We start from the raw sequence: 13,109 nt of genomic DNA on the forward strand, positions 1-13,109 counted from the left end.
GCTTAAAAAGTATAAATTTGTTTATGCTACTGGGAAAATGATTTAGCGATCGCTTGTTTTTTACTGGATCTGACGAAACCGCATAGCTCCCGGTGACATTAGCAGCCCGCATTGCTTGGTAAATCTTTAATCCAAGGAATTCATTGGGTAGCCAGTCTTTTGCAATTTTCTGTTCTACAAATGATAAGCGCGTCCATTGATAAAGTTGCAAGCGCACTTTCGCAGTCCACGTCCAACCAGAGGAATCAGCGTGCTGACGGTGGACAGTTTCCGAAGCCGGGCGATATTCACAAGCAAATACAGCGATCGCTAACGGTTGTCTTGGAGCCAGAACTTGCAAATCTTGTAAGGAAGGAGGCTGCACTCCATAAACAAAATTTTCAATAATTTCGAGTTCTGCTAGGGTGGGATAGGCACCCAGATTGGCACTTACAACATTGGGTGAAGCCAAAGCATGAAACAGTAAGCTCCGAGATGGATTTCCTGCTTCTATTCCTCGTTTCCCTTCAAAGGCAAAATCTTCAAACCCTACTATCTGACGATTGATCGCTGGTAGTTCTTTAGTTAATTCTTGCTGAAGGTTTATTGCTGTGATATCTAGCCCTTGCTGGAGTAGCAAGTCTCGCCAGCCAACAGAGGCTAGGCGATCGCAAACCTGTTTAACTTCATCAATGAGAGCCATAACTTATATCCTCAATTCTATTAGATTATGCTTTACAACCTTACTGATAGAATTAGAGCCAAGTAAGATATGTATTCTTGATTGAGCAGTTTGAGCATTAATGAAAAAAGGTTTTCTTCACTACATATAAAATCACAAAACTAACTATGTTTGGATTTATGGTGATTTTAATACTATTGCTCCTTGAGATGTAAATACTTATCAGAAGTTGTTTAAAAATTTATGCAAGTTCAATATAAATTTCCACTCAAGCTAAATCTCACAGGCATATACTGTTGATAAATGCGGATACATGATAACTGATTTTACCTACACTGCAACCAGGCAATCACAGACCACAGATTTACACCATACGTAGGGCGAGTGTTGGCAATCGTCAGCGTAGTAAATGAGTTTAGCTGCACCGTGAGACTTGGGATGGCGAATACAGTGTTGGGTTGCAGCACCTGAAATGATGTAATTATACCGATTGAGTGCCAGCAGGTTCAGAAGATTAACGATGGCACAAGCAAGCGCCCACCGTAGGCGATCGCATCAGTCTAATAGTCTAATATATTCCAGTTCGCTCGAAAAATCGGTGCAGAAGTTTTTGGAGTTGCTGGGGAAGTCCAAGCGTGCTTATTTAACTGCTCTAGAAGAAAAAGTGTTGAGTCTTCTGGAGTTGGAAATCAGAAATTAATGCAACAATGCTAGTAATTATTCTCATAATAAGAATTGCTGTACTGCTTACATTCAAAAAACTCAATTGACTTTTACGTAAAAAACGAAAAAACAAACAACAACGGAGAAGCTAACAATGGCTGGTAAGTTAACTGACAAAGTGGCAATTGTAACAGGGGCATCGTCTGGTATTGGTGAGGCGACAGCCCTAGCGCTGGCATCAGTTGGCGCTACGGTAGTGATTGCTGCCCGTCGAAGCGATCGCCTACTTGCCCTAGAAGCCCGTATTACTAGCACTGGTGGAAAAGCCTTATCCATTACTGCTGATGTTTCAGATGAGGCGCAGGTAGAAGCATTGGTGAATAAAACTCAGGCAGAATTTGGCAGAGTTGATATTCTGATCAACAATGCAGGGTTGATGCTGTTAGGTCAGATTGACGGTGCAGATACAGAAGACTGGCGACGCATGATCAATCTCAACGTATTGGGATTGATGTATGCCACCCACAAAGTTTTACCATTGATGAAGGCACAAGGTACTGGGCACATCGTCAACATTTCATCGGTAGCAGGTCGAGTTGCAAACGCCGGAAGCGGTGTCTACAACGCCAGCAAATGGGCGGTTGGTGCGTTTAGTGAAGCACTTCGCAAAGAGGTCTATCAAAACAACATCCGCGTCACGATTATCGAGCCAGGGTTGGTAGCAACAGAGCTAACACAGCACATTACAGATTCCACTGCAAAAGAGCAGGCGAAAAACTTTTACGGTTCGGTCAAAAATCTGGAGGGTGAAGACATTGCCAATGCGATCGTCTATGCCGTCACACAGCCGGAACACGTTAACGTCAACGAAATCTTGATCCGCCCGACTGAACAAGAACGGTAATCGACACTCTCTTAAAACTTAATACTCCGCGCTATAGCAATCCTAAATAAGTTGTAAACAAGGTATGTACTGTTGCATTTTAACCGCGCTAATAATTTAGGATTGATCGCAATCCATAACCGAAGCCTAGAAGTCATCATTAATCCAGGCTTCGGTTATACCTAACGTGACTTTGCTATTATGTCTAATCGTTTCAGTGTTAGCAATGTAAACTAAAGCACGAATTTTTAGTACGAAAGTGTTCTTTGATAATTGTTTCTAAATCTTGGCAAGTATCATTTGTATCGCTAATTACTTGTAAGATTTCTAAAGGTTCAGTGCGTGGTTCAGGAGTTGATAAATTCCAGAAAATTTCTTTAGAAAAATCACAATTTTAAACTTGATTGCGATAATACGTTTAGGTAACTCAAACCTGTTTATCCTTAACTGTTAATCCCCATATTAAATATAAGTAGAGTCAATGACTGCTTCATCACCAGATCATTCAATCAGTTCATCAAGTACTCATACTTTAGATATAGCTAGGCAAGAATATCAATATAACTACATCCATATTCCATCTATTGCGATGCTGGATCAGCTTTCTATTGCCGAAGAGTTCACCACTAACTGGTATTTTTTATTAGCCCAGCAGTTACGAGTTCTTTTTGTCAATACCTTGATTGTCAACAGAGGTAATCAAGGTTCTAAATCGATTCGTGATGATGTCGAAAGGTTTATTTTAGAAGCCTTGCTCAAGGGAGCATTACCAGCCCGAATCAGCATTTTGGCAAGAATCCTGCAAATTATCCCTCAGTTTTTGCTCAAAAGCATATCTAAGGATCTTAGAGAACTCGACGATCTTTTTTATTCTATTCTCAAAGAAAACGGACTTGTGATCCTCAGAGATGCTCTAAATAGGGTAATTAACCTTTTATATGAAGGACAGCCTACAGGACATGCAACCAGTCTTTTGGACTACGAAAATTTGTTTCCACTGATTGGTGTCCCAGCGATTGCTAAAACTTACCAGGAAGATGAAGTCTTTGCCTACACGCGAGTGGCTGGCTACAATCCCGTGATGATCGAGCGAGTAACTAGTCTAGGCGATCGCTTCCCAGTCACAGAGGAACATTACCAAGCAGTGATGGGAACTGACGATTCATTAGCAGCAGCAGGACTTGAAGGAAGGCTCTACTTAGCTGACTATAAAATTTTATCCGGTGTCATCAACGGGACATATCCACATGAGCAAAAATATGTCTACGCTCCCCTAGCACTGTTTGCCTTACCCAAAGGCTCAGATCCCACCAGGCTATTACGTCCGGTAGCCATTCAATGCGGTCAAACCCCAGACCCAGATTATCCGATTGTTACCCCTAATTCCGGTAAATACGCTTGGCTTTTTGCCAAAACAGTTGTCCAAATAGCAGATTCCAACATCCACGAAGCTGTTACTCACCTAGCAAGAACTCACCTTTTGGTTGGTGTTTTTGCGATCGCAACTGCTCGACAATTGCCACTCACCCATCCCCTCAGAATTCTGCTGCGCCCGCATTTTGACAGTACCTTAGCAATTAACGATGCCGCCCAACGGATTCTCATTGCTCCTGGCGGTGGCGTAGATAGATTGCTCTCACCATCAATCGATAACTCTCGCGTTTTAGTAGTGTTAGGGTTGCAAAGCTATGCTTTTAATAATGCCATCTTACCCAAGCAATTCCAACAGCGTGGTGTGGATGATCCTAGTCTATTGCCTGTTTATCCTTACCGGGATGATGCATTATTAGTCTGGGATGCCATTCATCAATGGGTTTCAGACTACCTGAAGCTTTACTACCCTACCGATGAAAACATTCACAAAGATATAGCCCTGCAAACATGGGCAGCTGAAATCTCAGCTTACGATGGTGGTCGTATCCCCGATTTTGGCGAAGATGGGGGCATCAAAACGCTAAATTACCTGATTGATGCCACTACGCTGATTATTTTTACTGCCAGCGCCCAACATGCAGCCGTTAACTTTCCGCAAAAAGATTTGATGGGCTACGCCGCAGCTATACCATTAGCAGGTTATTTACCAGCCTCAACTCTCAAAAGAGAAGTTACCGAGCAAGACTACCTCAATTTGCTCCCCCCTTTAGATCAGGCACAACGGCAATATAACCTACTCAGCTTATTGGGGTCTGTATACTACAACAAGCTGGGCGAGTATGAGCAAGGATACTTTACAGATGAGAAAGTAAAACCATTGTTACAGGCATTCCAAAGTCATCTTCAGCAGGTAGAAAATACCATCAAGCAGCGTAATTTACACCGCCCAGCCTATGAGTATCTGCTTCCTTCTAAAATTCCTCAAAGCATCAATATCTAAATTGGAGACTGAGGGAGAAATCAATTCAAAATTCAAAATTTTATCCTGACAGGTATCTTGTTACGCGCAGCCTCTCATAGAAAATAAAAGGACTTAGGAAGATAAGGAACTGAGGGAGAAAAATTAATAACCAATGACCAACGAACAAATGACAAATGCCCAAAGACAAATGACAAATGGCAATAAATATTATGACACTTAAAGATAAAGTTCTCAAAGGTCATGCTCGCCAGCTTTGGCTTGCACCCATACTAGATAAAGTAGGTTATGACACTGCGATCGGCAAGTTTTTGCGTTTGATTTTCTATTATACGGATGCCTCAATCATACTCAAAGCATGGCGGGACTTTCTCTACATCCGTAAGGACAATATTGGAAACAAATATTTTGCAGTAGACCAAGCAATTATGCATTCCTCTCACTCCCAAGTGATGGAATTAATGCAAACCCAACCACAACTGCGGGGAAATGATTTAGGCATCATCAGAATATTAGCTCCTAGCTACCTGCTCGATAATCCTCTGAGCTTGGGAACGAACGGTAACGAACATACAGGGCTACGTACTGTGATCTTACAAGCCTTACCAGAACCGTCTCAAAAGATAGACTTTTTAGGGAATCTAGTTGAGCAAAGCTTGTTAGAAGCTGCTAAACAAGACAAATTACACATCGGTAACGATTTGCCAAAAATCATCCTGTCAATTTTGCACCAACTGGTTTTTCAGATATCTTTATCTGAGGAAGAAATCACAGCATCACGTAGTTACATCAAAGGTTTGGTTCTTGCATCCTTGCCTAATTTTATAAGCAAGTATGTGCTAGCAATATTAACAGCGCCAAAAATTCGGCATCGTCAACATTTAACCAAGCGATATAAACAATCGGCTAAATGGGCATCTTACTTTGAAACAGGCGCTCAGTATCAGTTGAACGAACACCAAATCGCTAATACCCTTTTCGATATGATTCATATCGCTGGTACTGCCGGTACAAGTGCGCTTTTAGGATCAGTTATTGGTGTTCTCTGCTTGGATAATGCCCTTAGAAATGATGTAATGTCAGAAGTGAATGCAGTCTGGAATGGCAAGAAAACTTTAGACCCAGACGCTCTAGACCAGTTAACAATTCTCAATCAAGTGATTTTAGAAACAGCTCGTCTCTATCCACCTGTGCGATTTGTTAGTCAACTCACCACTGAAGGGGGTGAAGTTGAGATTGGAGAACAAAAATGTCCATTCCAAAAAGGTACTCGCTTGCTAGGCTCTATTTTTACGGCTAATCGGGATGCCAACAGATATCAAAATCCAGATGATTTTGACCTAACACGGAATTTTTCAGATATCTTATCTTGGAATGGCGAAGGGCATGAGCGAGCTTGTCCTGGTAAATCTTTATCAATTGGCTTTATCAAGATTTTCTGTTTATATCTGTTCCACAACTATCAATGGGACTCAATTACAGAAGTCAAGTGGGATTTTGAAAAAGTTACTGCCGTTACTCCTAATAATTTAGTACTACAAGGTTTTGCTCAACGACTATGAGTAATAAGTCACCGTTCGCCCCTGAGTAATTATGAATTACAAATTAGTATAGCAATCCTAAATGAGTCATGAAAAATATAGATAAGGAAACGAACCGCGAAGAACGCGTTCGCGTAGCGTCTCGTAGAGAAGAACGCAAAGGGAAGAAAGAAGAAAGAGATATATAATTTTCACAAATGATTTAGGACTGCTATATGACTGAATTAATTGAGAAAAAGCAACTCAATAATATTGCAACCTGGATGATTCCAATCAAACAAACAAACTTACCATCTGTCCTTCAGGGTGTATTTTTTATGGATGGGAATCCACTGCCAGATACTTGCATTACTATGTACAATTTGGAATGGGACACACAGAACAGAACTTTGGTTTTACCGATATTTGCCCCGTTACAGTGGACTTTTCATAACTCGATTGCGGGTTGGATATTACTACGTTCAATTCAATTGCTTAAAGCAACTTACAAAATTCAGTTTGAAGATGAAACTTTGCAAGAAGCTCAAGTCATACCTGTTTTCCTGGGAATACCAATTTCAAGAGCGATTGTAAGTTTTACAATGTCCCAAGACAAAAATTCTCTCAATGGAGATATTTGGCATAGAAAGAACGTTTGGTTTGGCGGACTTTCTAGAGTTGGTGAGTATACTCTCCGTAAGGTTGTTGATAAAGATGGTCGTTATACTCCTGCTTTTAACGATATGCTTACCAGGGTGAAAAATGAGTGTTTAGTAATTGTAGCCCACTCAAATTGACACAGCTTGTCGTTTTGAGTAGCATATTTACCTGTTTCTCGGCTAATGCTTTCTTAGAAAAGAAAACTCAAGTGATTCTTGCGCCACAATTATCAAAAAAAGACTAAAATTTAGACAAAAGATAGCGAATATTTACTCCAAACTAATTTTCCACAATCCATCTAGCGGATTGGACTGTTGCAATTGATTATCACTGCTGCCGAGCCAATTATTGTCATACACCAACCCAATACTGAATGTTCGATTTAGAGGATATTGCCCTAGCTTTCCAAAACCTTCAATATTGTTTGAGTCAGTAATCACTTGCTGGTTTAACTGTATGGTTGTTTGGTTGCCGTCGTCAAAGTAAATCGTAGCTCGTTTATTGTGAAAACTTACCTGAACTTTATAGACACCACCAGTTGCATAATAGTAAGCTCTAGCAGGTAGCTTTTGACCATCAATATTTTGCCCTTTGAACTCAACTGCCATCGCAGGCGTGCCTAGCAGCAACAGGACTGGCAGGACTAACCTTAAAACTTTCATTGGTAGTAACAAGCACTTTCAATCAAACTACTTTCTACTTTAAAACATAAAACTAATTTGTGGGTTAACCAGCGATGGAAAGTAACAAGCCGCTTTCAGCGTTTACGCACACCTGACCACGCCTAGCCTACTATAGGACTTTGATTTGATTTCTGAAAAAATCTAAGTAGTAAGTAGGGTGCGTTACGCCAAAGGCTAACGCACCTAACCTTTGGGCGGTGCGTTAGCCTTTGGCGTAACGCACCCTACGTATATTTCAATAATCAAATATGAGTCCTATATGTAGATAATCACCTTTGTAATCTTTTGTATTATAAAAAACTTACCTATTGAAGGATGTTCCAGTTTCTAATATCTAACAAAATACAGATAGAATCTAGCACTGATTGAAAAAACGCTTGAGCATCCAAATTATAGTAGGAGTGTTTATGAGTTTACCAGTTAAAGAAATTGTTTTAGCCCCAGGAGAAGGTAATCATTTAACTACTGGTAATAGCAAAATAATATTTAAGGTAGTTGGTGCTGATACTCATGGTCACTTGGGATTGTTTGAAAACATAATACAACCAGGCGGAACTTCTCCAGTACTGCATATTCATCGACAAATGGAAGAAATGTTTTATGTATTAGAAGGAGAGGTAGAAATTCAAGTTGGTAATCAGATAGTGCAGGGGCAACCAGGGGCATTTGTGTTAGTTCCGCGTAACACACCTCATACATTCGCTAATCGAGGAACTCAGGATGCAAAATTATTAATCATGTTTTGTCCAGCAGGAGAACGCGAAAAGTATTTTGAAGGGTTAGCCGAACTGCTCAAGGATGGACAGACTCCAGACCGAGATGCTCTTATAGAATTGATGCGGCAATTTGATCAGGAGCCAGTAGAGATTTAATTATTGATTGTTTAACTTTCCATTATATTACACATACAAGCTCCTCTTAAAGGGTGATTATAGGATGAGTGAATGTTAAAGCACACAATAAATTATGAATATAGGGCAAGAGAAATTTGTGGTCAATTCATATAAAGTGCCGAAATTACCACTACCACCGTCACTTTTAGGTTCAGAAATCGGTTCTTTTACTGAGTTTACAGTCAGTCAAAGAATGCCTGCGATCGCTCGTCGAGTTATCGTTGAAAATAATTTTTCAGCAGAAATTAATACAAGATTAGAAAGCCTTGCTACAGAACTGCCAACAGGATATTTGCAACCTCTGGTAAATGATACTGGTGCAGATTTTCCAGCTTGGGATACGTATCTAGAAGCTTACAAAGGTCAGCGTTGGATAGATATTCCTTGGTTTTTTGTAGAAACTTATTTTTATCGGTTAATTCTAGAAATTACTCATTACTTTCGCCCTGGTATATGGCAAGCTGTTGATCCATTCCAATTGCAAAAATCTCAGGGGTTAGAAGCGTCTCTTGACTCTACTATTCTTCTATGTACTCAGGTTAATAAATGGCTAAAAGATTCTGAAATTGATACCCCACCAAACCAAACAGCTTTAATTGCACTCTTATATTTCGCTTTGTGGGGAAATCGAGTTGACTTGAGTTTATGGTCAGCATTCGAGGACGACCGGAGCCGTTTTGATATTCAAAATCAACTAGCTCACATTTTAGTAAATGATGCCTCTCAAGTTAGTGAATTATTAACTCTTTGTCAAGGAGGTCGTATTGATTTTGTCTTAGACAATGCTGGTTTTGAACTTGTCTGTGATTTATGCTTAGTAGATTTTTTATTAAGTAGCAACTTAGCTAATGAAGTTTTCCTGCATCTGAAACCCCATCCTACTTTCGTTTCTGATGCCATGATTAAGGATGTACATGACACAATAAGTTTTTTAGCCGCTAGTAGCGATCAACAAGTGACATCTTTCGCCCAAAGATTGGAGAGGCATATTGCATCAGAGCGTTTAGTCTTGTCTGAAGATTACTTTTGGACATCACCTTTAGCATTTTGGGAAATGCCTAACTATCTTAATAATGAGTTAACTAATGCCAGTTTAATTATAGTCAAAGGAGATGCGAATTATCGCCGGTTATTAGGCGATCGCCATTGGGATATTACTACCAGCTTTGCAGATATAGTCTGCTATTTGCCTGTACCAACAGTAGCATTACGCACCCTGAAGTCGGAAGTAGCAGTAGGTTTAGAATCTGAGGTTATTGAGAAAGTAGCAAAATCTGACCATTCTTGGTTGACCAATGGACAATGGGGTGTGATTCAGTTCGTAGCTTAGTAATTTAGCAATATAGAGGCAATGCTCCCATTTACCGCTAGCTCGAAGATGTGGGGTGTAATAAATACTTCAAGCCATCGGGAAGTATGGATTGTAGGGGGTGCAGTAGTTAGGGACGAGCGTTAACACTAAAATTCTGTACTGCAAAATCTAAAGATAAATGATTTCGCGGTAGAAATGTGTGCAAATATAAATAAATTATTAAGGTAATACCCAGGTAAGATGGGTAAAAATTGGGTAGTTCTGCGCTATTTTTTGGCAAATGATTGAGCGATGATTATGTGTATAGAAAGCGCTGGCAAAGATTTTTAGCTGGCATTTAATAAACCCGATATAAAACAAAGCCCTGGATTTTTACCAGGGCTTTTTAAATTGAAAACTCAATTTTCAGAGTCGGCGCTCATGACTAGAAACCGAGAGCTTGTCAAGTTTCCTCGAATAGGCGATCGCTTTCATGTAATCGATAAGCGATTTGATAGGTTTGTGCTTGCGATCGCATTGTGGGAGAATGGGCTGCTAAATACCGAGCAGCAGCAACTAATACATGAATCCCAGCAGGAGTGTCACCTAATAAAGAATACTGACGAAAAGCGGCTTCTATTTCTTGAATTACATGAAAATCACGGTTTTCTCTGAGCATCAATTTCCCTAGCATCGCCATGAGTCTTTCAGCATTGCCACCACTATATAAATAATTAGCCACTAATTGACCTGTCTGGTTAACTTGCTGCTGACGATTTAATAAATCTGGTAGCTGCTGGAGTAATTCTTCAGGATTTGGAACGGAGTCTTTAGCTTCTGGAAGTCGTGCTGGTGGTACATTCAAAAAACGATTCAAATAGACACTCATCGCCGCATCAAACACCCCTCTGAGTAGTTCGACTGTTGGTACTCGTCGTAACCCTTGATGCACAGCGTTAGCAAAAGTAAATGGATGATGTGCTGAATTCCAATCTCCAAAGTCATTGTTAGTATTAAAACGAGCTACACGCAGTGCGGCTGTATAAGTAACTACACTTGCTAATTGTTCTTCTGTACAACCTGCTTGTAGGGCATTTATTAGCGAGTCTGCGATCGCTTGCGGGTCTTCACCTAATAAAATTGGTATTAATTGCTCCGAGTTTGACCAAGTTCCTCGTTGAGATTTCCCCGCACTTAAGACAGTGGGTAATTGCTTAAAAGCCGACTCTAATATTGTCACCAAATCTATAGGGTAGCGCCAAGAATTAGATTCTTCCATTCGGGATGCACTAGCTAAACCCGAAACTAAGCTAGGCAGAACAGATTCCGCAGCTTGCCAACCAATAACATCAAGTGCTTCCAGTGCTTTATTAATAAAATCAAGGCTATGCCCAATATCGAGATAACGATGATCTGTAGCCGATGAAAACAGCATATCTGCAACTTGCTCTAAATTAGCCCCTGAGCGAATCGCAGATACCAGACATCTTTGTGCAGCTTCACTATCCCGCACCTCAATAAACTGGCAAAACCAGCTTTTAAGAGTCGGAAAATCAACGGTAGAGTTAGGCAATGGCTGAACAACAAACAGAGGCGGCGCATCTGCACTATCATTAGCGACTGCCGAAAGCCCGTGGAATAAAGCACGAGGTTTGTCTTCTTCATCTAGATAAGGTAGTAGATTGATCATGCAGGTATGGATAGTTAAACCTATACTCCAACCTGTTTTGTTGTAACTAGTACCAAATTTTAACCCGATTTGAAATGGTTCAGCCGGATTTACTTCTATATCTAACAGTGCGATCGTTGATTTGGCAATCACTAAGGAAATACTCTGCTTTAAACCATCTTCAAGGCGTTGGCGTTGGTGGGCATGAGGATTAACTGGCGGCGCTAAATTCACCCAAACTTCACCATCGCGGATTTCCACAGGAAATGCCGGAACATCATCTGCCCAAGAGTCGAAGGTTCCACCGCTAGCTATATCAAAGCGGGCATAATGCCAAGGGCAGGTAACAATACCATCTTTGCAAGTGCTACCTTGTAGGGGAAAACCCATGTGGGGACAACGGTTATCAATTGCATAAACTTTATTATCTGAGTAAAACAAAACAATAGTATGTTTTTCCTTGTGGAATAACATACTACCTGCTGCCTGAACATCTTTAAGTTGAGCAACACGGGTATAATTATCTTTGTTGGTTGTTTCTTTAAATATTAGAGTCATTTAATTTACACGCAAGTGAATGTCGAAAGCTTTACTTCTACTCTGACAAAATTTTTCTTTCTTCGAGCATTTGCACAATACTAATTTTTGTTAACAATACTTAAGCTACTAAGGACTACTGCAATTACAATCTTCAACTACCAATTGAAGAAGGTAGAAGGCAGAGGGCAGAAAGTTCGCCTCAGTTGGGGATTCAAACCCCTCCTAAATAGGAGCCACCAAATTAAAAATTTGGTGGGGGTCTTAAATCCTTGTTTTCTGCGGTCACGGGCTTCAGTGCTGGAATCAGAATTCCATAAAAGCCAACTGAGCCTCCTGCCCTCTGCCTTTCTTGATAATTAAAAAGGGTTGGCTTGAGTTATTTCATGACCAACCCTTAATTGCCAACGCCAAAAGTTCTGGCGGGTCTAATTACGAATTACTTTTAACTAATATCTGATAAGTTTGATGCTGTTGGCTGTTCTTCGGAGTTTATTAATTCGGTTTTAGGTGGTTTTCCTATTGTTTTAGGAGGTTGTGGTCTATTTTTTGGAGGTTGTGTGTCGGATTGTGAATTATGATTCTCGCTCATGTTGATTTATCTCCTTTGTAGCTTTAATGATTTGCTAAAGTAAAAAGTTCAGTCAGAAAATAGGAAATTTGTGTGATGATTATGACTTCAAGGAATGTCATCTCAATTCCGTAATCCTGTTTCAAATTTTGTTAAAGTTACCAACCAATACCTTGACTTCTAGTTTGGGCTGAAAATTTTATGCAATCTGCCTCTCATCTATCAATACGGTTCGCTTAAGATCCCCCCGCCTGCGGCGACCCCCTTAAAAAGGGGGTAAACGAGGAAATTAGCCCCCCTTTAAAAGGCTACCGTGTATACACAAGTCGAATTACCCCCCTTAATCCCCCCGATATATTGGGGGGAAATAAGAAATCTTGTTCCCTCCCCTTTGCAAGGGGAGGGTTAGGGTGGGGTAAAACTGACGCAAAAAACCAGGTGAGTAAGCTATTTCAGACTTGTGTATACACCGTAGCTTTAAAAGGGGGGTTGGGGGGATCTTCGCAGGGTAAACAAGCTAACCGAACCGTATTGTCTCATCTATAAGGAAATTTGACCACCAAAAGCACTGGGTTGCTATTCTATTTGGTAAAAAAAATTACTTTATAATATCAGCAATATCATTTTGTAACAGCAATTCTCATTTTGAAATAAATAGAGCATTAACCCCCATTTTGAAATTAAAAATGTAGTACAAAATAACTAGTTTTTTCGGAAGAGGCGTA

9 protein-coding genes and 1 pseudogene are annotated in these 13,109 nt (G+C 40.3%); 7 read left to right on the forward strand and 3 right to left on the reverse strand.

Annotated features, from left to right (window positions below):
• A pseudogene (locus V7K25_RS19220) lies at positions 1-682 on the reverse strand (hypothetical protein); the annotation flags it as partial.
• Positions 683-1,181: 499 nt separating this feature from the next.
• On the opposite strand from V7K25_RS19220, the gene V7K25_RS19225 reads away from it, so the two are divergent.
• The 5 genes from V7K25_RS19225 to V7K25_RS19245 all read left to right on the forward strand — a co-directional run bounded on the left by V7K25_RS19225 (position 1,182) and on the right by V7K25_RS19245 (position 6,877).
• On the forward strand, positions 1,182-1,361 hold the full coding sequence (locus V7K25_RS19225) for a hypothetical protein (RefSeq protein WP_335160103.1): 180 nt from the start codon (positions 1,182-1,184) through the stop codon (positions 1,359-1,361).
• Between the two features lie 117 nt (positions 1,362-1,478).
• Entirely contained in the window at positions 1,479-2,228 is a 750-nt protein-coding gene (locus V7K25_RS19230; RefSeq protein WP_335160104.1) for an SDR family NAD(P)-dependent oxidoreductase, read from the forward strand.
• Between the two features lie 460 nt (positions 2,229-2,688).
• Positions 2,689-4,581 carry a lipoxygenase family protein gene (locus V7K25_RS19235; protein WP_335160105.1) on the forward strand — a complete coding sequence of 631 codons (1,893 nt, stop codon included), beginning with the start codon at positions 2,689-2,691 and terminating at the stop codon, positions 4,579-4,581.
• Between the two features lie 176 nt (positions 4,582-4,757).
• Positions 4,758-6,122 (forward strand): cytochrome P450, encoded by a 1,365-nt coding sequence (locus V7K25_RS19240; protein ID WP_335160106.1) that lies wholly within the window; start codon positions 4,758-4,760, stop codon positions 6,120-6,122.
• A gap of 194 nt (positions 6,123-6,316) precedes the next feature.
• Positions 6,317-6,877 carry a hypothetical protein gene (locus V7K25_RS19245; RefSeq protein ID WP_335160107.1) on the forward strand — a complete coding sequence of 187 codons (561 nt, stop codon included), beginning with the start codon at positions 6,317-6,319 and terminating at the stop codon, positions 6,875-6,877.
• A 132-nt stretch (positions 6,878-7,009) separates the two neighbouring features.
• Here V7K25_RS19245 and V7K25_RS19250 read toward each other — a convergent pair whose 3' ends face one another.
• Positions 7,010-7,402 (reverse strand): hypothetical protein, encoded by a 393-nt coding sequence (locus V7K25_RS19250; protein WP_335160108.1) that lies wholly within the window; start codon positions 7,400-7,402, stop codon positions 7,010-7,012.
• A gap of 428 nt (positions 7,403-7,830) precedes the next feature.
• On the opposite strand from V7K25_RS19250, the gene V7K25_RS19255 reads away from it, so the two are divergent.
• Positions 7,831-8,295 (forward strand): cupin domain-containing protein, encoded by a 465-nt coding sequence (locus V7K25_RS19255; RefSeq protein ID WP_335160109.1) that lies wholly within the window; start codon positions 7,831-7,833, stop codon positions 8,293-8,295.
• Between the two features lie 94 nt (positions 8,296-8,389).
• Positions 8,390-9,646 (forward strand): damage-control phosphatase ARMT1 family protein, encoded by a 1,257-nt coding sequence (locus V7K25_RS19260; RefSeq protein WP_335160110.1) that lies wholly within the window; start codon positions 8,390-8,392, stop codon positions 9,644-9,646.
• A 424-nt stretch (positions 9,647-10,070) separates the two neighbouring features.
• Here the strand turns inward: V7K25_RS19260 and V7K25_RS19265 are convergent, their stop codons facing one another.
• Positions 10,071-11,834 carry a Rieske (2Fe-2S) protein gene (locus tag V7K25_RS19265; RefSeq protein WP_335160111.1) on the reverse strand — a complete coding sequence of 588 codons (1,764 nt, stop codon included), beginning with the start codon at positions 11,832-11,834 and terminating at the stop codon, positions 10,071-10,073.
• Positions 11,835-13,109 lie beyond the last annotated feature (1,275 nt).

Source organism: Nostoc sp., from assembly GCF_036919495.1.
Taxonomy (GTDB): Bacteria; Cyanobacteriota; Cyanobacteriia; order Cyanobacteriales; family Nostocaceae; genus Nostoc.